The 19,370-nt window shown below is 76.0% G+C and carries 20 protein-coding genes; 8 read left to right on the top strand and 12 right to left on the bottom strand.

The window, feature by feature from the left end:
- Window positions 1-58: 58 nt before the first annotated feature.
- The 7 genes from ACIF6L_RS16595 to ACIF6L_RS16565 form a co-directional block, all read right to left on the bottom strand.
- Window positions 59-1,474, bottom strand: coding sequence for a lytic transglycosylase domain-containing protein (locus ACIF6L_RS16595; protein ID WP_396487643.1), 1,416 nt, complete (start codon window positions 1,472-1,474; stop codon window positions 59-61).
- A 224-nt stretch (window positions 1,475-1,698) separates the two neighbouring features.
- Window positions 1,699-2,592, bottom strand: coding sequence for a pyrroloquinoline quinone biosynthesis protein PqqB (gene pqqB / locus ACIF6L_RS16590; protein WP_396487689.1), 894 nt, complete (start codon window positions 2,590-2,592; stop codon window positions 1,699-1,701).
- An 11-nt stretch (window positions 2,593-2,603) separates the two neighbouring features.
- Window positions 2,604-4,013: a pyrroloquinoline quinone biosynthesis protein PqqE gene (gene pqqE / locus ACIF6L_RS16585; RefSeq protein WP_396487641.1), complete on the bottom strand. Its 1,410-nt coding sequence runs from the start codon at window positions 4,011-4,013 to the stop codon at window positions 2,604-2,606.
- The gene (locus tag ACIF6L_RS16580; RefSeq protein WP_359837644.1) at window positions 4,010-4,759 is read right to left on the bottom strand and encodes a pyrroloquinoline quinone biosynthesis protein C; all 750 of its coding nucleotides are present in this window, start codon (window positions 4,757-4,759) and stop codon (window positions 4,010-4,012) included. The genes pqqE and ACIF6L_RS16580 overlap by 4 nt, the downstream gene beginning before the upstream one ends.
- Window positions 4,744-4,911, bottom strand: a complete 168-nt coding sequence (gene pqqA, locus ACIF6L_RS16575) for a pyrroloquinoline quinone precursor peptide PqqA (RefSeq protein ID WP_396487639.1) — start codon at window positions 4,909-4,911, stop codon at window positions 4,744-4,746. Before pqqA ends, ACIF6L_RS16580 begins: the two co-directional genes overlap by 16 nt.
- A gap of 280 nt (window positions 4,912-5,191) precedes the next feature.
- Window positions 5,192-6,760 (bottom strand): PQQ-binding-like beta-propeller repeat protein, encoded by a 1,569-nt coding sequence (locus tag ACIF6L_RS16570; protein WP_396487637.1) that lies wholly within the window; start codon window positions 6,758-6,760, stop codon window positions 5,192-5,194.
- A 256-nt stretch (window positions 6,761-7,016) separates the two neighbouring features.
- Window positions 7,017-7,664: a hypothetical protein gene (locus ACIF6L_RS16565; protein WP_396487635.1), complete on the bottom strand. Its 648-nt coding sequence runs from the start codon at window positions 7,662-7,664 to the stop codon at window positions 7,017-7,019.
- A gap of 420 nt (window positions 7,665-8,084) precedes the next feature.
- Between ACIF6L_RS16565 and ACIF6L_RS16560 the strand changes: the two genes are divergently transcribed.
- Together ACIF6L_RS16560 and ACIF6L_RS16555 are read left to right on the top strand one after the other, a co-directional pair.
- Complete coding sequence (locus ACIF6L_RS16560) at window positions 8,085-8,465, top strand: hypothetical protein (RefSeq protein ID WP_329491226.1); 381 nt, start codon at window positions 8,085-8,087, stop codon at window positions 8,463-8,465.
- A 20-nt stretch (window positions 8,466-8,485) separates the two neighbouring features.
- Window positions 8,486-8,749, top strand: coding sequence for a hypothetical protein (locus ACIF6L_RS16555; RefSeq protein ID WP_359837639.1), 264 nt, complete (start codon window positions 8,486-8,488; stop codon window positions 8,747-8,749).
- Window positions 8,750-9,025: 276 nt separating this feature from the next.
- On the opposite strand, the gene ACIF6L_RS16550 is transcribed toward ACIF6L_RS16555, so the two are convergent.
- A complete protein-coding gene (locus tag ACIF6L_RS16550) occupies window positions 9,026-9,961 on the bottom strand; it encodes an NADP-dependent oxidoreductase (RefSeq protein WP_359809984.1) in 936 nt (311 codons plus the stop codon).
- A gap of 139 nt (window positions 9,962-10,100) precedes the next feature.
- Here ACIF6L_RS16550 and ACIF6L_RS16545 point away from each other — a divergent pair, with 139 nt between their 5' ends.
- Entirely contained in the window at window positions 10,101-10,520 is a 420-nt protein-coding gene (locus ACIF6L_RS16545; RefSeq protein WP_396487633.1) for a winged helix-turn-helix transcriptional regulator, read from the top strand.
- Here the strand turns inward: ACIF6L_RS16545 and ACIF6L_RS16540 are convergent.
- Complete coding sequence (locus ACIF6L_RS16540) at window positions 10,481-11,137, bottom strand: AAA family ATPase (protein WP_396487631.1); 657 nt, start codon at window positions 11,135-11,137, stop codon at window positions 10,481-10,483. The two genes, ACIF6L_RS16545 and ACIF6L_RS16540, sit on opposite strands and share 40 nt — an antisense overlap.
- 131 nt (window positions 11,138-11,268) lie before the next feature.
- Between ACIF6L_RS16540 and ACIF6L_RS16535 the strand changes: the two genes are divergently transcribed.
- A complete protein-coding gene (locus ACIF6L_RS16535; protein ID WP_396487630.1) occupies window positions 11,269-11,811 on the top strand; it encodes an AAA family ATPase in 543 nt (180 codons plus the stop codon).
- 116 nt (window positions 11,812-11,927) lie between these two features.
- Here the strand turns inward: ACIF6L_RS16535 and ACIF6L_RS16530 are convergent, their stop codons facing one another.
- On the bottom strand, window positions 11,928-12,476 hold the full coding sequence (locus tag ACIF6L_RS16530) for a MarR family winged helix-turn-helix transcriptional regulator (protein WP_396487628.1): 549 nt from the start codon (window positions 12,474-12,476) through the stop codon (window positions 11,928-11,930).
- A 46-nt stretch (window positions 12,477-12,522) separates the two neighbouring features.
- On the opposite strand from ACIF6L_RS16530, the gene ACIF6L_RS16525 reads away from it, so the two are divergent.
- The 3 genes from ACIF6L_RS16525 (at window position 12,523) to ACIF6L_RS16515 (ending at window position 15,102) form a co-directional block, all read left to right on the top strand.
- A complete protein-coding gene (locus ACIF6L_RS16525) occupies window positions 12,523-13,494 on the top strand; it encodes an EamA family transporter (RefSeq protein WP_396487627.1) in 972 nt (323 codons plus the stop codon).
- A 144-nt stretch (window positions 13,495-13,638) separates the two neighbouring features.
- Complete coding sequence (locus ACIF6L_RS16520; protein WP_396487626.1) at window positions 13,639-14,535, top strand: neutral zinc metallopeptidase; 897 nt, start codon at window positions 13,639-13,641, stop codon at window positions 14,533-14,535.
- 204 nt (window positions 14,536-14,739) lie between these two features.
- Window positions 14,740-15,102 carry a hypothetical protein gene (locus ACIF6L_RS16515; RefSeq protein ID WP_359810005.1) on the top strand — a complete coding sequence of 121 codons (363 nt, stop codon included), beginning with the start codon at window positions 14,740-14,742 and terminating at the stop codon, window positions 15,100-15,102.
- Window positions 15,103-15,238: 136 nt separating this feature from the next.
- Here the strand turns inward: ACIF6L_RS16515 and ACIF6L_RS16510 are convergent, their stop codons facing one another.
- Complete coding sequence (locus ACIF6L_RS16510) at window positions 15,239-16,783, bottom strand: alpha/beta hydrolase (protein WP_396487623.1); 1,545 nt, start codon at window positions 16,781-16,783, stop codon at window positions 15,239-15,241.
- Window positions 16,784-17,083: 300 nt separating this feature from the next.
- Here ACIF6L_RS16510 and ACIF6L_RS16505 point away from each other — a divergent pair, with 300 nt between their 5' ends.
- On the top strand, window positions 17,084-18,619 hold the full coding sequence (locus ACIF6L_RS16505; protein WP_396487622.1) for a hypothetical protein: 1,536 nt from the start codon (window positions 17,084-17,086) through the stop codon (window positions 18,617-18,619).
- Here ACIF6L_RS16505 and ACIF6L_RS16500 read toward each other — a convergent pair.
- On the bottom strand, window positions 18,616-19,308 hold the full coding sequence (locus ACIF6L_RS16500) for a nitroreductase (RefSeq protein WP_396487620.1): 693 nt from the start codon (window positions 19,306-19,308) through the stop codon (window positions 18,616-18,618). The two genes, ACIF6L_RS16505 and ACIF6L_RS16500, sit on opposite strands and share 4 nt — an antisense overlap.
- Window positions 19,309-19,370: the final 62 nt, after the last annotated feature.

Genomic DNA, 19,370 nt, shown 5'->3' with positions numbered 1-19,370 from the left:
GCGCCCGGGCCGGGGTCACGCGTGCTCCATGCGTGCTCGGTTCGTACTCGGCGCGTGGTCAGTGCGCCGAGGGCGAGGGGGAGGCCGACGGGGAGGCGGCGGCCGAGGACGAGCCACTCGGGGTGGCGGTGGCCGACGGGGTGCCGGTCGGGGTGCCGGTCGGCGTCGGGCAGCCGGGCGCCGGGGGCGTCGCGGTGGCGGTGGCCGACGGGATGGCCGTCGGGCTCGCGCCGTCGGTGGGCGTCGCCGTCGCCGTGGGGGTGGCACAGGTGGTGGGCGTGGCGGTGGGGGTGGCGGTCGGTGTCCCGGTGGGGGTGGCCGTCGGGGTGGTGCTGGGCGTACCGGTCGGCGAGGTGCTCGGCGTACCGGTCGGGGTGGCACTCGGCGTGGCACTCGGCGTGGCGCTCGGGCTCGGGCTGGCCGAGGGCGACGCCGACGCGGTGGGCGTGGGCGCCCCCGTCGGCGTTCCGCTCGGGCCACCGGTCGGCGTGCCGGTCGACGGCGCCGGGGATGCCGGGGGCGTGGGCGTCGTGGGGCCGGTCGCCGGTGCGGGCACGGTCGGCGACGGTGACGGCGCGGTCAGCGCGCCGGCCGGGGCGGGCCGGTCCGGTGTCGTGGTCGCCGTCCCGCTGCCGAAGTGCGCCATCCAGTTCTTGACGGTCCGCAGGTACTCGCCCGAGTTGTTGTAGCCGAGGACCGCCCGGTCCAGCTGGGCCGGATTGCCGAGGTCGCGGCCGCCCGCGCAGAGGTAGCGGCCGGCCGACTCGGCGGCGTCGAAGACGTTGTTGGGGTCTGCCTGGCCGTCGCCGTTGGCGTCGACCCCCCAGTAGGCCCAGGTGGAGGGGATGAACTGCATCGGTCCGACGGCCCGGTCCCAGAGCCGGTCGCCGTCGTAGCGGCCACCGTCGGTGTCGGAGATCGCGGCGAAGCCGTTGCCGTTGAGCGCCGGGCCGAGGATCGGCCGGTACGTCGTCCCCGCGGCGTCCACCCCGCCCCGGTTGGCCTGGCCGGACTCGACCTCGCCGATCGCGGCCAGCAGCTGCCACGGCAGGTGACAGCCGGGCGAGCGAACGGCCAGCGCGGCCTCGGCCTTGCGGTAGGCGGCGAAGACCGTCGCCGGCAGGGCGGGCCCGGTCCGGAACGGTCCGGCGGACGGGTCGCCCGGCAGGGTCGTGGGCGGCTGCGGCAGCGGGACGGCGCCCCCGCCGTCGACCGGCACGGTCGGCCCGCCGGCGGGCGACGGCAGTTCGGAGCCGGGCAGCGTGGTGCCGGGAGCGGTGGCGACCACGGAGGTGGTCGGGTCGATCACGGGCGGCACCGGCTCGGCGGCCGCGACACCGGAGAGGCCGAGTCCCGTCACCTGAGAGCCGGTCAGGGCCGCGAGCGCGGTGAACGCGGCGGCCGTCCCGGTCACCCGCTTGCCCAGCCGTATCCGGCGCCCCGTCTGTCGTCCGCTGTCGACCCGTGCCTTCATGCCGTGCCCTCCCCGTCACCGTCCGGACCCCGGGGGAACGGACGGGCTGTCACCATCGTGCCTGCCAGTGCATGACAGTTCGTGTTACCGGAATGATTAGTATCACGATGGTCTGACCGGACCCGGGTGAGCAGCGGCTGTCCCGGGCCCCACCGTCCGGTGAACGGGCAGGTGGCGAGGGTGCGCCCGGCGTTACCCGGCGGGCCGGGGAGCGGCGCCGGGGCTCAGAACTCGACGAGCTGACCGTCCTCGGCGACGGCCGCGCCCGCCGCCGCCAGGGCCGGTGCGAGGGCGGCGGCGCCGGGGGAGCCCGGGTGGGCCAGCGGGTTGGTGTTGTTGAGGTGGGTGTAGAGGTAGCGCGGGCCGGGGTGGCGGCCCAGGTGGGCCAGCGAGTCCCGGACCGCCAGGTGGCCCATGCCGCGGGAGGAGCGCGAGCCGCCGGTGCGCTCGGCGAGTTCGTCGTCGGTGGCGAAGGTGCCGTCGAGGATCACCACGGCCGCACCGGCCACCGCCTGGTCGAGCTCCGGCGTCCAGGCGGCCAGTCCGGGCGCGTACACCGCGCTCGACCGGCTCCCGGCGGCGGTGAAGCGGTAGCCGGTCACCCAGTCCGCCCGGCCGTCCCAGGCCTCGCCGGGCAGGTCGGTGGCGTACCGCGGCCGCTTTCCGCCCAGCGCCAGCGGCTCGGCGCGCAGCCCGCCGGCCAGGTCGAAGGCGGTGCCCGGCGCGACGGACTGCCAGCGGGCCTCGGTGTAGGGCGCGAGCAGCGGGCCGACCGGGAAGGCGCCGTGCAGCGCGGCACGGACCGGTTCGGTGGCGTGCACGCTCAGCCCGGCGGCCTCCCGCAGGGTCAACAGGCCGAGCGTGTGGTCGAGCTCGCCGCTGGTGAGCAGGACGCCGCGCAGCGGGGTGTCCCGGGTGCCGGCGGCCGGCGCCAGCTCCGGGGCGGCCAGCAGCTGGCTCCGCAGGTCGGGCGACGCGTTGACCAGGTACCAGGCGACGCCGTCCGCGCTGACCGCCAGGCAGTCCTGGCTGCGGGCGGCGCCGGTGCGGCGGGCGGTGGAGCAGCCCTCGCAGCCGCAGTTCCACTGGGGCAGTCCGCCGCCGGCGGCCGTGCCCAGGATCCGGATCTTCAGCGCGTCCTCCGGGGCACGGGGGCCGGGGTGGCCGCCGGGACCGGCCCGGTGACCAGGTGGTGGTCGGGGGAGAGGCGGCAGGCCGGGTCGGTGGCGCCGGCGTCCCCGGTGAACTGGAAGGCCTGGCAGCGGCAGCCGCCGTGGTCGGCCTCGCGCAGCGCGCAGCCGCGACAGGGCTCCGGCATCCAGTCGGTGCCCCGGTACCGGTTGAACAGCGGCGAGTCGTGCCAGATCGCGGCGAGCCCGTCGGTCGCCGCGTTCGGCAGCGCCGGACCGGGCAGCTGCGCGGCGGCCAGGCAGGGCAGCACGTCACCGGTGGGCGCGACCACCAGCTGCCGGCGGCCCCAGCCGTCCATGCAGGGCTTCACGGCGCCGCCGTGGTGGTCGGCCGCGACGTGCACGATCTCGATCCGCCCGCCGTGGCGCTCCCGGGCGGCGGCCACGTCCAGCTCGGCCTGGCGGACCTGGGCCTCGCTCGGCGCCAGGTGCGCCCGGTTCTGCCAGGCCCAGCCGTAGAACTGGGTGTGCGCCAGCTCGACCCGGTCGGCGCCGAGCGCCACGGCCAGGTCGGCGAGGGCGCCGAGCCGGGCCAGATTGCCCCGGTGCAGCACGGCGTTGACGGTCAGCGCCAGCCCGGCGCCGGTCAGCAGCGCCGCCGCGGCGAGCTTGCGCTCGTGCGCGGCGAGGCCGGCCACGGCGTCCGCGCGGCGCAGGTCGGCGTCCTGGAGGGAGAGCTGGACGTGGTCCAGGCCCGCCCCGGCGAGCGCGGTGGCACGCGGCTCGTCCAGCGGGAGCCCGCTGGTGACCAGGTTGGTGTAGAGGCCCAGGTCGTGCGCGTGGGCGACGATCCGGGCGAGGTCGCGGCGGAGCAGCGGCTCGCCGCCGGTGAGGTGGACCTGGAGGACGCCGAGCCCGCGGGCCTGGTCGAGCACGCGCAGCCACTGGTCGGTGTCCAGTTCGTCCCGGTAGCGGGCGAGTTCGACCGGGTTGGCGCAGTAGGTGCACTGGAGCGGGCAGCGGTAGGTGAGTTCGGCGATCAGGCCGAACGGCGCCGGCGCCCGGACGGCCGCGCCCGGCAGGCCGGTGGCCGGGTACGGCAGTGCGGGTGCGCCGGAGCCGTCCAGGGTGAGCAGCCGGCGCTCGGCGAGGTCGGCGAGCAGCTCGCGGACCTGCCCGTCGTCCACCCCGTCGTACTCGGCGGCGAGCCCGGCGGTGATCAGGGCGGTGTCGCGCCGGCCGTCGCAGTGGCGCAGTACGGCGGCCGCGGTGTCGTTGAGCAGCAGGACGCCCTCGGGGTAGAGCAGGGCGGCCCGATCGCGGACCGGGTCGTGCACCAGCCGCACCCCGCGCCGCAGGCCGGGCACCTGGGCGGCGGGGGCGGCCTGGGCGGCCTGGGCGGTCGTCACCGGTCGGCCCCGTAGTCGACGGCGTCCAGCATGGCCCGCAGCACCTCGCACTTGAAGGCCAGGGCGTCGAGGGCGGCCTGCTGCTGGTGGGCGGTGACGCAGTGGTCCAGCACGAGCTCCAGGGTGCGGGCGCTGTCCTTGCGGGCGGTGGGGATGCGGTGCTCGAAGTAGGCGTACCCCGCCGGGTCGATCCAGTCGTAGTGGGTGCGCCAGGCGGTCACCCGCTGGGCCATGTGGTCGGGCGAGAACATCTCGGTGAGGGCCGCCGCGACGCCCTCCGTCCACGCTCTGGTCTGGCAGAAGTGCAGATAGCCGTCGACGGCGAAGCGGACCCCGCGGGTGACGTGCCGTTCGTCGGTGACCTCCGCGCGGTCCAGGCCGACCGCCTCGGCGAGGACCAGCCAGTCGGCGAGGCCGCCCTCGGCGGGTGCGGTGGCGTCCGGTGCGCCCCCGGCCGGTGCGCCGCGCTCGGGGCCGGGCAGGGGCGCGGCCGGTCCGTCCTGGTAGGCGAGCCGCTCGGCCCAGGTCCGGCGGACCTCCGGGAGCGGGCAGTTGGCGATGATCGCGGCGTTCTTGCGGGTCAGGCAGAGCTGGTAGTACCAGCGGTTGGCGACCCAGCGCCGCAACTCCGGTGGCGTGCAGCCACCGGAGTGCAGGCGCAGATGGAACGGGTGGCTGTCCCAGTAGCGCTCCCGCAGGTCGTACAGCCTGGCCGCGAACCGCTCGCGGGTCAGCGGCTGAGCCACTGGGCGGCCCGTCCGGCGTAGGCGGTGACCTCGGCGCCGGTGCGGTGGCACTCGACCGCCGGTGCGGACCAGGCGGGCTTCGGGGCGGCGTCGGCCGGGCGCCCGGGCGGTGCGGCGGCGGGGGTGGGCAGCGGAGCGGCGGTGCGGTTCATCGGGATTCCTCCTCGGGAGAGGGCGGGTGGGAGGAGCGCACGCGCGCGGTGGGCCGCGCGGCCCCGTGGGTCAGGACGCTACGAGCCGCCGGGCCCGGCCGCCGGTCCAACCCGCGCGATGTGCGGACAATCGCGCTCGAACGGGTGACGGGCCGGGGCCGGGGGTTTGACCGGCCACCGGGCGGTCGGGCCGGAGCGCTGTCGGGAGGCGGCGCTGCCGGGAGGCGGCGCTGTCGGACCGGAGCGGCATCCGGGGGCGGCGCGCCGGGTTGGAACCGTGTCAGGCGGCGGCGCGGCCGAAGGCGACCAGGTGGCCGTCCTTGGTGCCCACGAACACCCGCCCGCCGTCCGTGGCGGGCACGGCAAACCTGCTCACCGTGCCGAGCGCGAAGCTGCGGCGCAGCTTGAGCGCGCCGTTGACCGGCAGCGGGTCGTACACCCGCAGCTCGCCGTTCTGGCCGCCCGGACCGCTGCCGGAGTAGACGGTCCAGACGAGCGCCGAACCGGAGGCCGTCCCGTTGGAGGTGACCACGGGGGAGCCGGACGCGTAGCCGAAGCCCTCGGCGCTGGTGCCCGCGCTGGTCAGCTGGGGGTTCCCGGCGCTGTTCACCGAGTACTTGAGCGCGCGCAGCGAGCCGTAGTTCTCGACCAGGTAGACATAGCCGCCGTCCCCGCCCCAGACCCCCGGGTGGCCCCAGACGCCCTTGAACGGGCCGGTCGTGCCGACCGCGGCGTCGGTGCCGTTCGGGCCCTGGCCCATGCCGCCCAGCCGGTCACGGTCCAGCAGGAAGATCCGGCCGTCCTTGCCGACCTGCACCAGCAGGTGCGGGTGGGCGGTCGTGCCGAAGCCGGACGGCAGGGCGGCGGGCCCGCCGGAGCCGAGGTCCACGTCGCCGTGGTCCATGTCCCGGTTGTCGGTCGGGCTGAAGAAGTCCTTCGGGGTGAGGCTTCCGTCGGCGTTCACACCCAGCCGCACGACGGATTCGGCGAAGTGGCCCTGCGGCTTGTCGCCGGGGCCCTTCGGCGGGGAGGAGCCCGTGCCCGCGCCGTTGCCGGTGGCGAGGAGGATCCTCCCGGCGCCGTCCGAGACCAGGCCGCCGCCGCTCATCCAGACGCCCGCGTTCTGCGAGGCCGAGCCGGACTGGGTGGACCAGAGCGTCAGCTTGCGGGTCCCGGTGTGGACGCCCGCGACGTGGCCGACGTACGTCCCGACGCCGCAGTCCGAGGCGAAGCCGAAGTAGACCGCCCCGTCCAGCAGCAGGAGCCCGGCGCGCTGCGCCGAGGTGCCCGGGTTGAACGGGACCCCGGGGCTGTTCACCGGCGAGCCCTGGACGGTGACCGGCCAGTCGCCGCGCTCGGCGCCCGAGGCGACGTCCAGCGCGTGCACCGAGAAGTGGGCGCCCCCCTCGGTGGACTTCGCCACCAGGTAGACCGTGCCGGTCGACTTGTCGTACACGGGCGTCGAGGTGATGCCGGTGCCGGGGGAGAGGCAGGCGGTGGACGACGGGACCGGTGTGCCGAGCACGCGCTGCCACAGGATCCGGCCGTCGGTCGCGCCGATGCCGTAGACGTGGTTCGTCTCGGTGGCGACCACCACGGTCGAACCGGCGACCAGGGGCTGGGCGAGGACGGCGCCGTCGACGGCGGTGGACCAGCGCCGGCCGAAGTCCGAGCCGGAGACCTGCGCCGGGCCCAGGCCCGGCTCGGCCGCGTCCCAGCCGGTGCGCAGGCTGTTCACCGAGACGGTGGGGTTGTCGGCGTGCGCGGGTATCGGGGTAACCAGCGAACCGGCCAGGGCCGGGGCGAGCAGCGCCAGTCCGCCCAGCAGGGCGGTGGCGGCGTGTGACACCGGCGTTCGGCCCCCCGGAGGGGTGTCGCGCGGGCGGTCCGGGGGCGTGGATGGGTGGAGTCGGCTCATGCGGTCCGCCTTGGCTTTCGGGGGAGTACCGGGTACGGCACGGTGGCGTCATTCTGTGAACGCCCGTGCCGTACCCGCATCCGCCCGCAGGCCCCCGCCCGGCGCCGTTCACGCCCCGGAGGGAACCGGCTGCGCCGCCCGGCGTCCCCCCGGCGGCCGGTTCGGGGGCCGCCGGTTCGCCGTGGGCTCAGCCGCCGAGCGACTTGGCCAGCACCATCGCCAGCCCGCTCTCGGCGAGCGCCTCCGCCGGGGCGTTGACGCCGTCGCCCGGGCGGCGGTCCTTCACCACCTCGACGGCGTAGACGCGTCCGCCGGCCACGAAGAGGGCCCTCGGGTGGGTGCCGTCCTTACGCTGGGTCAGTACCGCCTCCTGGCCGACCCCCGGCAGGGTGGTGACCTGGAGCTGGCCGTCCGCCTTGGCCGAGGCCAGGGCGGTCGGGGTGGTCTCGCGGATCGAGGCGTAGGAGTCGGGCGAGCCCCAGGTGCAGCCCCAGACCGGGCTGCCGTCGCTCGCCGGGTCGGGGTGGGTGCCGCGGAACGGGCCCGAGGTGCCCACCGCCGCGACGACCTGGGGGGACTGCAGCAGCGTGCAGGCGTCCGCCGGCCGCCCGGCGGGCGCGGCGGTGGGTGCTCCGGTGCTCGCGGGGGCGGGCGCGGAGGCGCTGGATCCGGGTGTCGTCGCCGCCGTGGGCGCGGCCGCGCCGGGTGTGGTGGGCGGGGGCGCGGCCGTCGCCCCGCCGGAGGACGAGCAGCCGGCCACGGCGACGCCCGCGAGGGCCAACGCGGGCAGCCAGAGCTGCCGACGCCCGTACCGGACCGCTGATTTGAGCTGCATGGGACCCCCTCGTCCGGCGTCCGCCGGTGCGGCGGACTGTGGTGCTCCAGGGATCCTAGTGGCCGGGCCGGTCCGGTATTTCCCGTTCCGGAAACGGGAGTTGCACAGCTGCGTCACGAGCCCGACCCGGCGCGTCCGGCGGTCGGACCGGCGGTCCGGGGTGCGGGGGTGGTACGCGCACGTGCGGCCGGGCTCCCGGCGGCGCCCGGGACGGGAGGGTCTGACCAGGACCGATGCGACGCAAGTCCTTTACCAGTACCGGGCGGTCGGTGTCGAGCTCTCCTTCCTCAGCTCCCCGGACGGGTGATGTTCTGGTGAAAGTGGTCATGCCAGGAATGGCGGCCCGGCATCCTTGGGCCGGTGACCAGGCGGATCCCGCAATCGGCGGATCCCGAGACCAGGCGGATGGAGGCCCAGACGGTGAGCACGAACCTGCCGGAGACCGTGGCGGAGGGGCCGGTCCTCCCGGCGCCGCCCCGGGTCGTGGACGACCTGGCCCGTGACCTGACCCATGCCGCCGCCGCCGTCCGGGCGGTCTCGCGGGCGGGGCGCAGCGGCGGCGACGTCGCCGTCGCGGCGTACACCGCCGTGGTCTGCACCGGCCGTTCGGCGGCCCGGGCACTGGAGGAGGCGGCCGCGTGGTGCCGCCAGGCACCCGAGGCGGAGGTGCACTCGCTGGCCTGGGCCCGGGTGCCCGGGCACCGCGACGACGTCTACGAGTACCGCGTCACGCTGGCCGTGAGCTTCCCCGACCACGAGACCGGCGAGCACAGCGGCGACACCCACCACGCCCCGCGCTGAGCCGGATTATGATCGCTCCCATGGATGATGGGGGCACGAACGAGATACGGGCGACCACGGCCGGGGAGACCGAACTCTCCACCGGGGCCGCGGTGGTGGTGACCGTCCTGGCGGCGCTGGGGGCGGTGGCGGTCCTGCTGGCCGTCCTCCACTGGCTGGGCTGGACCGCCCCCGGGATCGGCTGGCTGCTTGCCAAGGGCGCCGTCAAACTCTGCGCCGGCGGCGCGGTCGGCCTGATCGGTGCCCTCGCCTGGCTCCGCCAACGGCACGCCTCACGCGGGTAGTTCCGCCGTCGTCCGCACGCCGACGCCCGGGACGAGGGCCGACGACCCGCTGTTCGCCGGCCCTCGTGCCGTCACGCCGGGGGCGGGACGGGGACCGGGGCCACGGCAGCTGGATGGCGTTCAGGCCCAGCCGGCGTTGGCGGGGACGGTGTCGGGGCCGGCCTGGAAGGCGGTGAGGTGGCCGGTGGTGTCGGCGAGACCGGTGTAGTGGCCGATGGCGCCGTCGGTGCGGTGGTAGAGCGGGCCGAGGTCGCTCCGTTCTCGCGCCGGCGGTGGTCAGGGGACCAGGACGAGCCGGCCGCGCAGGCCGCCGCCGGCCAGTCGGCGGTGGGCGTCGGCGGCCCGGGCCAGCGGGTGGGTGGCGGCGACCCGGAGGGTGAGCCGGCCCGCGGCGGCGAGGGCGGACAGCTCGGCGAGCGCCGGGCCGTCGGCGGCGATCCAGACGGTGGCGACCCGGATGCCGCGCAGGCCCTGGGGCGCGCCCCCGGACACGGTGACGAAGCTGCCCCGGTTGCGGACGGCGCCGAGTGCGACCACCCCGAGCAGGGCGGCGTCCAGGGCGCCGTCCACCCCGCCCGGGACGAGCGCCCGGACGGCGGCGGCCGGATCGGCGGTACCGCGCGGCACGAACCACTCGGCCCCCAGACCCCGGACCAGCGCCTCGTCCGCCGCACCGGCCAGGGCCACGACCCGCAGGCCGCGCAGGGCGGCGAGTTCGACGGCGAAGCCGCCCACCGCGCCGGCCGCGCCGGTCACCAGCAGCGAGGCGCCGGCCGGGAGGCCGAGCAGGTCCAGTGCCTGGGCGGCGGTCAGTCCGTTCAGCGGCAGCGTCGCCGCCTCGACGGCCGGCACCCCCGCCGGGGCCGGGGCGAGCGCCGAGGCGTCCAGCACCACGTACTCGGCGTAGGTGCCGAGCGGGACGTCCAGGCGGTCGCGCAGACCGATCACCGGGTCGCCCGGGCCGAAGCCGGACACTCCCGGGCCCACCCGGTCGACCGTGCCCGCCACGTCCCAGCCCAGCCCGGTCACCTCGCGCGGTGCCATCAGCCCCGCCGCCACCAGGGCCCCGGAGCGGGTCACGGCGTCCACCGGATTGACCCCGGCGGCGGACACCCGGACCCGCACCTGGCCAGGGCCGGCCTCGGGGACGGGCACCTCGACCAGCTCCAGGGCTTCCGGACCGGCATGGCTGCGGACGACGACGGCGCGCACGGGGCACTCCTCGGGGAGGGCGGCGGGACCCGGCGGTCCCGGGGCGATCGGACTTGCCAACGGCACCCACGCTAGGGAGAGTTGCCCTCCGGTCGGAAGCACGCACCGCGAAGTGCGTACCGTACGGGGAGGGAAGCCCATGGCCACCATGACCGCCGCCCAGCGCCGCTCGGCCGAGCGCGCGAGCTTCGACGCCTACCTCGCGCAGTGCCCGGCGCGGCAACTGCTCGACCGGATCGGCGACAAGTGGGTCAGCCTCCTCGTCAACGCGCTGGCCGACGGCCCGCAGCGGTACAGCGAGCTGCGCCGCCGACTGGCCGGGGTCAGCGAGAAGATGCTCACCCAGACCCTGCGCGCCCTGGAGCGGGACGGCCTGCTCACCCGCACCGTCACGCCCTCGGTGCCCGCCCGGGTCGACTACGCGCTGACGCCGCTGGGGGCCGGACTGCTGCCGGTGGTGCGGTCGATCAAGGCCTGGGCGGAGGAGAACATGCCCGAGGTGCTCGCCGCCCGGGACGCCTACGACACCCGGCCGGACGTACGCGGCGCGGGGGGCTGAAGGCCCGGCCGGTCCGAGGGCGTGCGGAGCGCCTCGTCGAGGCGGACCGCGAGAGTGTCCCACGGGCGGCAGTCGACCACCGGGAGGCCGTACCGGTCCGCCTGCTCGGCGAGCCAGTGCGAGTACCGGGCGCCGACCTCGGCCCGCCGCACCTGCGGGCCGCACCCGGGCTCGCGGGCGGCGTAGTTGGCGGTGATCCGGGCCGCGTCCGGCTCGTGCAGGAACACCGCCCGGACGCGGCGCCCGGCCGCCCGCCCCGCCTCGACGGCCCGGGCGGCGGCGGCCGGGGTGAGGTAGTCGCCCTCGACGACGGCGGGCACGTCCACCGTCAGGCGGTTGCGGACGACACCGAGGACGGCGGGCTCCAGCGCCTCGGCGGTCGCGATCTGCAGCTGCAACTCCTGCTCCGCTGTGCGGGGTTCGGCAGGGTCAGGGCTGTCGAAGTGGTGCAGCCCCGGGTGCTGGGCGGCTGTGGTGATCTCCTGGACGGCGCTGACCACGTCGTCGAACTCCACCACGAACGCGCCCGTCTCCCGGGCCAGTCGCGCGGCTGCCCGGCTCTTCCCGATGCCCGAGGCTCCGCCGATCAACACGATGTCCCACCACAAGGTCGTCATGCGGCGGACCGTATCGCGGGCCGAGGGGCGGGATCACCCGCATTCCACTGGGCCGGTGCGGCGACGGGCCGGCCCGTCCGCATCGCGGCGGTGCCCGGCGGGCTCCGGCGGCGTCCACTAGCGTGGGGTGGATGACAGGCAGTGAGCACACCGTGCTGATCGTCCTGCGGGGCAACAGCGGATCCGGCAAGTCGAGCATCGCGGCCGAGCTGCGGGCCCGGTGCGGGCGGGGGAAGTTCGCGCTGGTCGGCCAGGACAACCTGCGCCGGACCGTGCTGCAGGAGCGGGACACGGACGGTTGCGCCTCGATCGGCCTGATCGACACCGTCGCCCGCTACGCCCTCGACCACGGCTTCCACGTCGTCGTCGAAGGCATCCTGACCGCCGCGCGGTACGGCCCGATGCTCGGGCGGCTGGCCGCGGACCACCGCGGCCGCACCCTGCTGTACTACCTCGACGTCGACCTGGCGGAGACTCTGCGCCGGCACTCGCTGCGGCCGCAGGCCGCCGAGTTCGGCTCCGAGGAGATGACCGGCTGGTACGTCGGGGGCGATCTGCTGCCCGGTGGTGCGGAGCAGGTCGTCGGCGAGGACAGCACCCTGGAGCAGACCGTGGCGCGGATCCTGGCGGACGCCGGTCTGACGCCGCCGGCGTCCGGAGCCGGCGAGGCCTGAGCTGCCGATTCCTCAGCTGCCGAGCCCTGGGCCGTCGGAGTTCTGGGCCGTCGGAGCCCTGGCCCGTCGGAGTTCTGGCCCGTCGGGGCTTCCCGGGGAGGGCGGGCGGATCCTCGTCAGGCCTCGGTGGACTTCGGGGGGTGGTCCAGGTGGTACTGCCAGCTGGTCAGCAGGCCCTCCAGGGCGGTGGCCTCCTGGGGAGTGAGCAGTTCCAGCAGGCGGTGCTCGTTGCGCATGTGGGCGGTGAACGCCTCGTCGATCAATCGCCGGCCGGCCGGGGTGAGTGCGACGACGCGCCCGCGCCCGTCCTCGTCGCTGCGACGGCGGGTGACCAGCCCGGCCCGCTCCAGGCGGTCGATCCGCTTCGTCATGGCGCCGGTGGTGACCATCGTGTGGGCGGCGAGTTCGCCGGGGGCCCGTTCGAAGGGGGTGCCGGCTCGGCGCAGCGCGGCGAGCACGTCGAACTCGCCCTCGCCGAGGCCGTAGCGGGCGTACACCAGGCTGAGCTCGTCGGTGAGGCGGGCGGCGAGGCGGTGCAGCCGGCCGATCACCGCCTGCGGCGAGACATCGAGGTCGGGCCGCTCCCGCCGCCATTCGGCCTGGATGGCGGCCACGTGGTCCGGGTCTCCGGGCGGCGGTCCGAGCGGGTCGCGCTGCTGTTCCATGGCGCCATCCTAGCCGGATAGCTTCCTGGGAAGTTATATTGCTTCCATGGAAGCGAATATTCGGTGGATCCTGGTGACCGCCGTCGCGCCGGTCGCCTGGGGTGCCAACTACTACGTCACCCGCGAGTTCCTCCCGGCGGACCGCCCGCTCTGGGGTGCCGCCCTGCGGGCCCTGCCGGCCGGCCTGATCCTGCTCGCCCTCGCCCGGCGGTTGCCGCGCGGGGCCTGGTGGTGGCGCTCGGCGGTGCTCGGACTGCTCAACACAGGAGTCTTCTTCGTCCTGCTCTACGTCGCCTCGCAACTGCTCGCCACCAGCGTCGCCTCGACCGTCATGGCGGCCTCCCCGCTGGCGATGATGCTGATCGCCTGGGCCCTGGTGGCCGAGCGGCCGGCCCGCGCGCACCTGGTCGGCGCGCTGGTGGGGCTGGGTGGGGTCGGGCTGATGGTGCTCGGCCGGGCGGGTGCGGTGAGCCCGGCCGGGTTGGCCGCCTCGATGGCCGCCATGCTGGTCTCCTCCTTCGGTTACGTCCTCGCCGGCCGCTGGCGCGACGGTGCGGACGTCCTGGCCTCGACCTCCTGGCAGCTGATCGCGGGCGGGCTCGTCCTGCTCCCGGCGGCCGCGGTTGCCGAGGGGGTGCCGCCGGTGCCCGCCCTGGCGGAGCTGCTGGCGTTCGGGTACGTCGCCGTGGTGGCCACGGCGCTGGCGTTCGTCGCGTGGTTCGCCGGTCTGCGGCACCTGCCGGCCGGGACGGTCGGCCTGGTCGGCCTGCTCAACCCGATGACCGGTGTCCTGCTCGGTACGGCGGTGGCGGGAGAGGAGCTGGGGCCGGTCCAGGCGGGCGGGTTGCTGCTGGTGCTGGTGGGAGTGCTGCTCGGGCGGCCGCGCGGGGCGGGGCGGCGTGCGGAACGCCCGCGGCCGGGGGCGCCGGTGGAGGGGGTCGAGACGGTCGAGGGTGGGGCCTGCCGGGGTGCGGGGCGCGGGGCGGGCGGGGGGTTCCGGGCCCGGCGACGTGGGTGAGCCGGCTCAGCTGGTTCACCCCGGCGGCCGGGTCCGGCAGACCCGTTCTGACCTGCGCGTCCTGCCCCGGCCGGGGTGGTCCGGCGGGCTACCGTGGCCGGGCGGCCGCACCCGGGTCGCGGCGGGTGCGACGGACGGAGGGACATGCAGTTCGACGAGCAGGGGGACCTCGACACCTCGCAGGTGGACGACCGGCGCGGCCGCCCGGGAGGCCGGGTCGCCATCGGCGGTGGCGCGGCGGGCCTGCTGATCGCGCTGGTCGCGGTGCTCTTCGGGGTCGACCCGAGCCTGCTCGGTCTCTCCGAGGGAGGCGGTCCCGGTGCGGACGCGCGCCCCAGTACCGCCGGCGAGGTGCAGCAGGTCTGCCGGAGCGGCGCGGACGCGAACCGCCGTCAGGACTGCCGGATCGTCGCCGTCACCAACAGCCTCCAGGAGTACTGGCGGGGCGAACTGCCCCGGCACGGCACGCCCTACCGCCCCGCCGAGACGGTCCTGTTCACCGACCGCGTCTCCACCGCCTGTGGCGCGGCGACGTCCGCCGTCGGCCCGTTCTACTGTCCGGGCGATCGTCAGGCCTACTTCGACCTCGGCTTCTTCGACGAGCTCTCCACCCGCTTCGGCGCCCGCGGCGGCCCCTTCGCCGAGGCGTACGTGGTGGCCCACGAGTACGGGCACCACATCCAGAACCTCACCGGCACGACCCAGCGGGTCGGCGGGGACCGGCAGGGCCAGAACAGCGCCTCGGTGAAGCTCGAACTCCAGGCGGACTGCTACGCGGGGGTCTGGGCGCACCACGCCACCACCACCCCGCAGGCCTCCACCGGCCGGCCGCTGATCAGCACCCTCACCGACCAGGACATCGCCCAGGGTTTGGACGCCGCGGCCGCCGTCGGCGACGACCGGATCCAGAAGCAGGCGACCGGCCGGATCGACCCGGAGGTCTGGACGCACGGCTCCTCGGCGCAGCGCCAGGCCTGGTTCACCGCCGGCTACCGCACGGGCTCGATGAGCGACTGCGACACCTTCGCGACCCCGCGCTGACCCTGTTCGGACTTCACGCCGACCGGTACCGGTATCGGCCACCCGGCTGCTCCCGGGGCTGCTCGTGCGTGTCGTTCCGCGCGCCCCGCCGCCCGCCACACCCTGTCATCCGTCAGGGACCGTTGCCGCCGCACCGCTCCTACGCTGCTGATCAGTGGCCGGATCACTCACCGCCGGCCCCCGCGACCCCAGAGGGAGAACCACATGCGCAGGATCCTGCACGCCGCCGCCGCGCTCGCCCTGGCGACCGCCGCCGTCACCACCCTGGGTGCCACCGGCGCCCAGGCCGCCGGCAGCTGGGACGGCTGCCCGTCCGGAGCGGTCTGCATCTACGGCGAGGGCGCCCCCACCTCCACCCCGCCGACCGATGTCCTCTACAGCTACGGAGCCCACAACCTGAGCAACAAGACGGGCTGGCACTGGGTCCTCAACAACCAGACCGGTGGCGCCCACGCCCGCCTGTGCCTCGGTTACAACGGCACCAACTGCAACTACGACATGGCCGCCCAGAACGGCGTCTGGGCCGACCTGGGCCCGGTCAACTCCATCACCCTCGACCGCCCCTGAGCTCAGCCGGCTCCGATCCGCCGAGGATGCGGGGGTGGCCGCCGGGCCCCGTGGCCACCCCCGCACTCCGGGCAGGCCGGGGCCACCACCCGTCCGCCCGGACCGCACCCGGCGCCGGGGGGCGCCTGGGTGCCGGTCAACCCGACTGCGGGGAGGGGCAGCTGAGATCACGGGCGGGGACGCGGCCGTCGAGCAGGTAGGACTCGACGACCTCGCGGACACAGGCGTTGGACCCCGGGTACTGGCCGTGGTCGCCGCTGCCGGTCACCGTCACCAGCCGGGAGCCGCGCAAGGCCCGGTGGGCCGAGCGGGCCGCCTCGTCGTAGGTGGCCGGGTCGTGCACCGAGTTGAGCATCAGCGTGGGCGGCAGGCCCGCCCCCGTCACCCGCACCCGGGAGGCGGTCGGCGCCGGCCAGGTGGCGCACACGGCGGCGAAGGCCAGCGTCCGGGCGCCCGCCAGCGGCCAACGGGCGGTGAGTTCGCGGCCCCGCGCGACCCAGGTGTCCAGATCACCCGTCCAGGGCGTGTCGTTGCAGGTCACGGCGAAGTACTCGGCGAGGAACCCGGGGCTCAGGTACTGGCCGAAGACCTGCCGCGCCGTCTCCCGGGCGGCCGGGCTCGCGCCCGGCCAATCGTCCAGTGCGGTCAGGGCGGTGGCCAGCGCGGGGAATCCGTCGCTCGCCCGGTAGACGGCCTGGACGGTGCCGTTGTCCAGCTGGTTGGGGCCGACCGTCAGGGCGCCGTCGACGAGCGGGCCGTCGTGCAGGGCCGCGCGCCGCCGCTCCCAGTGGGCCCCGGCCTCGGCGACGGTGGCGCCGTAGTGGTACGTGTCGTCCCGGGCCGCCAACCAGGGCAGGAAGTCCTCCTCGAAGCGGCGCTGGAAGCTCATCGGCTGCCCCAGCTGGAACCGCTCCCAGCTGCCGTCGAAGCCGACGTTGCTGTCCAGCACCATCCGCTCCACCCGCCGCGGGAAGAGCGTCGCGTAGTACGCGCCGATCATGGTCGCGTAGGACGGGCCGTAGTAGGTGATCCGCCGCTCGCCGAGCAGGGCGCGGAAGAGGTCGAGGTCGCGGACGGTCTGCTCGGTGGTCAGGAACGGCAGCAGACCGCCGCTGCGCCGCGCGCAGTCGGCGCCGAGGCGACGGGAGTTGTCGATCACGTGGGCGCGGGCGGCCGGGTCGTCGTCGCGGAAGTCCCCGGCGAAGAAGTCCTGGAACTCCTCCGGTGTCTGGCAGACGGGCCGGGTGCTCCGGCCCACCCCGCGCTGGTCGAAGCCCACCACGTCGTACGCGGCTCCGACGGCCGGCGCCGCGCGCACGAAGCTGCCCGGCCGCAGCAGCCCCGCCCCGCCGGGGCCGCCGGCGGCCATCAGCAGGGTGCCGCGCCGCTTCGCCGGGTCGTCCGCCCGGTGCCGGGACACCGCGACGGAGAGGTCCGGACCGCGCTTCGGGTGGTGCCAGTCGCGCGGGACGGCCATCGTGGCGCACTCCAGCTCGGGCGCCTCCACACAGGGCTGCCAGGCGAGTCGCTGCTGGGTGTAGCGGGAGGGGACGGGCGGTACCGGGGCGCCAGTGGCCGCGGCGGCGCCGGTGACGGGCAGGGACAGGGCGGCGAGGAGCGCGGCCACCGCGGTGGCGAGCGCCCCCCGGCGCCGACGGGTGCTGGGTACGGATTCGTTCACGTCTTGATCCTCGGGGCCCGGAGCGGGTGCGGTCGATCCGGCACGCACCACTTTTCGGGGTGGTGCGGACGACACCCGCCGAACGGCGGGGGTGCCGAGGGCGCAGGGCTCCTCCGGGTGGCCCGGGCAGCACTGTTGACGGGCCGTCGGCCGGACGAACGGCGGGCGCGCGAGGGGGGCGGCCCGGTCGTGTGTCGGGGCCGGGCCGCCCGGAGGAGCGATTGTCGGTGCAGGTCGTTAGGCTGCCGTCCGCAGTGATCGGAACGGAACCAGCACGGGCACGGGGCAGGCGGTAGCGGTATGACGACGACGGACGACGGGGTGGGCGGGGCCCGCGAGGCGCTGGCCGCGCTGCGCGCGCTGGCGCGGGAACCGTCCGGTGGGATCGAGCTGCTGGGCGGCTTCACGGACGAACAGATGGACGCCTGGCCGGTCTTCGTGCCGGCGGCCTGCCGCGCGGTGCTGCGCGAGGTCGGCGGGGTCGAGAGCGAGGAGTGGGGCACCTACGCCTTCGGTCCGGTCGGCGGGGAGGCACCGGGCGAGGGCTACCTGGTCGTCGGTGAGACCGGCTACGAGGGCGGGCAGCTGGTGGTCGGCGTCGGGGCGGCGGCGCGTGCCGACTGGGGCCCGGTGCTGCGCCTCGAACCCTGGGGGGACGAGGAGAGCGTCGTCGAGGCGCCCGGATTCGTCGGCTGGCTGCCGGAGTTGGCCGGCCGGCTGGCCGAGGGTGAGGACGCCTGGCAGCAGCCGGCCGGTGCCTCGACGGTGCTCGCCGTGCCCTCGCTGCGGGCGGCGGCCGCCGATCCCGGGCTCGCCCGGCTGGCCGGCCCCGGCGACAGTCTGACCGACGTCGTCGACCTGCGGGAACTGCCCGGCTACCCGTGCACGCTCGGCTGGGAGCCGTACTACTCGACCGCGCACGCCACCGCGGACACCAGCGGCAGCGAGGTCTCGTTCACCCTGGTCGGCGACGGGCGGGCGCTGCTGGTCCGGAGCCTGGTCAGCGGGGACTTCCTGGGCCGCCCGGTCGAGCGGCCCGCCGTCCCCGGCGACGCTCCCGAGCGGGCGGTGGCCGAACTGCGCGCCCTGGCGGCGGAGCTGCCCGGCCTGGTGGTCCTGGAGGGGGGCTGCACCGAGGCGGAGCTGGACGACTGGCCGGTGCCGCTGCCCGGCGAGGTGCGCGCCGTGCTGCGGGAGCTCACCGGCGTCCGGATCGCCGGTCTGGAGCCGGTCGAACTGCGCCCCGGTGCGGTGGCCGACCGGCACTCGCCGACGCTGGTGGACATGGTCGGCGGCCCGGGCTCGTTCTGGCCGGTGGCCTGGCTGGACCGGGGCCGCGACCCGGTCTCCGTGCAGGTGCGGATCGACCGGGAGACGGGGGAGTGGGGCCATGTCGTCTCCGTCCCGGGGGACGCGGAGCGGCTCGCCGAATGGCCGGAGGTGTCCCTGCTCGCCGAATCGCTGCCGCACCTGCTGCTCGTCCTCGCCCGGGCCGCCCGCGGTGCGGCGCGCCGGGCGGCGACGGCGGACGGCGGTGTGGACGGCGCCCGGTTCGCGAGCCGGGTGCGGTCCGCCCTCCACCACTTCCTGCCCAACACGGGCGAGCCCTGGGTCTTCTCGGCCCCGGCGCGGCAGTGGGCCACGGCCGGTGACGCACTGCGGGCCGCGGCGGCGGCCGCGCTCCCCGGGGACGCCCTGGTGGCGGACCTGCGGGAGGCGCCGATACCGGCCGACCTCTGCTTCCACCGGGTGCGGGCCTGGGGCTACCGGACCCGGGCCGAGCGGCTGTGCTTCCTGGCGGGCGGCCGGATCGTCGCCGTCGTCCCGGTCTCCTAGTCGTGGAACGTCGTGGTCGCCGTCAGTGCCACGCGTCCGGTGCTGACGCGGTTCACCGGTGCGGCGGCTTCGGCGTAGCCGAACGAGACCCCGACGAGCAGCTTCCCTCCGCTGACGCCGAGTTCGCCGCGCACGGTGTCGGCGTAGAAGCTCAGCAGCCCCTGGGGACAGCTGTCCACCCCGTACGCGGCCATCGCCAGCAGCAGCGTCTGCAGATAGGCGCCGACATCCGCGGCCGGGCGCGCGTCGGCACGGTCTGAGGAGACGAAGAGGAACGCGACGTGCGGTGCGCCGTAGAACCGCAGGCTCTCGGCGTCGTAGGCCGCGCGTGCCGCGGCGTCGTCGCGGCCGATACCCAGCGCGCCGTAGAGCTCGGCGCCGAAGGCGGCGCGCCGTTCCCGCTGGATCGGGGCGTACATGTCCTCGCGGTACGGGAAGTCGGCGGAGGTGCGGCGGGCGGCGTGGGCCGCCTGCAGGGCGTCTGCCAGTCGGTCGCGCGGTGCGCCGCTGACCACCTCCACCCGCCACGGCTGCGTGTTGGAGTTGGACGGCGCGGCGCCGGCCAGCGAGAAGACCGCACGCATCGTCTCCGGGGGCACGGCGTCGGGCCGGAACGCACGCACGGCGCGTCGGCCGCGGATCAGCCGCTCCGCGTAACCACTCAGCTCGGTGTGACCGGACCGGCCCATGGAGCACCCCTCACTCGCACGAAGTAGACGCAACCGTTTACTTGGACGGGTGCGACTCTACC

The sequence above is a fragment of the Kitasatospora sp. NPDC086009 genome (genome assembly GCF_044540385.1).
Lineage (GTDB): Bacteria > Actinomycetota > Actinomycetes > Streptomycetales > Streptomycetaceae > Kitasatospora.
The sequence above is the reverse complement of the archived record's forward strand: the minus strand, read 5'-3'. Positions and strand labels throughout refer to the sequence as shown.

Bases quoted from the DNA above. Each gene is read 5' to 3' on its own strand.
- ACIF6L_RS16595 (WP_396487643.1), bottom strand. From the start codon at position 1,474: ATGAAGGCACGGGTCGACAGCGGACGACAGACGGGGCGCCGGATACGG.
- pqqA (WP_396487639.1), bottom strand. From the start codon at position 4,911: ATGAACCGCACCGCCGCTCCGCTGCCCACCCCCGCCGCCGCACCGCCC.
- ACIF6L_RS16565 (WP_396487635.1), bottom strand. From the start codon at position 7,664: ATGCAGCTCAAATCAGCGGTCCGGTACGGGCGTCGGCAGCTCTGGCTG.
- ACIF6L_RS16555 (WP_359837639.1), top strand. From the start codon at position 8,486: ATGGATGATGGGGGCACGAACGAGATACGGGCGACCACGGCCGGGGAG.
- ACIF6L_RS16545 (WP_396487633.1), top strand. From the start codon at position 10,101: ATGGCCACCATGACCGCCGCCCAGCGCCGCTCGGCCGAGCGCGCGAGC.
- ACIF6L_RS16540 (WP_396487631.1), bottom strand. From the start codon at position 11,137: ATGACGACCTTGTGGTGGGACATCGTGTTGATCGGCGGAGCCTCGGGC.
- ACIF6L_RS16535 (WP_396487630.1), top strand. From the start codon at position 11,269: ATGACAGGCAGTGAGCACACCGTGCTGATCGTCCTGCGGGGCAACAGC.
- ACIF6L_RS16530 (WP_396487628.1), bottom strand. From the start codon at position 12,476: ATGGAACAGCAGCGCGACCCGCTCGGACCGCCGCCCGGAGACCCGGAC.
- ACIF6L_RS16525 (WP_396487627.1), top strand. From the start codon at position 12,523: ATGGAAGCGAATATTCGGTGGATCCTGGTGACCGCCGTCGCGCCGGTC.
- ACIF6L_RS16520 (WP_396487626.1), top strand. From the start codon at position 13,639: ATGCAGTTCGACGAGCAGGGGGACCTCGACACCTCGCAGGTGGACGAC.
- ACIF6L_RS16515 (WP_359810005.1), top strand. From the start codon at position 14,740: ATGCGCAGGATCCTGCACGCCGCCGCCGCGCTCGCCCTGGCGACCGCC.
- ACIF6L_RS16505 (WP_396487622.1), top strand. From the start codon at position 17,084: ATGACGACGACGGACGACGGGGTGGGCGGGGCCCGCGAGGCGCTGGCC.
- ACIF6L_RS16500 (WP_396487620.1), bottom strand. From the start codon at position 19,308: ATGGGCCGGTCCGGTCACACCGAGCTGAGTGGTTACGCGGAGCGGCTG.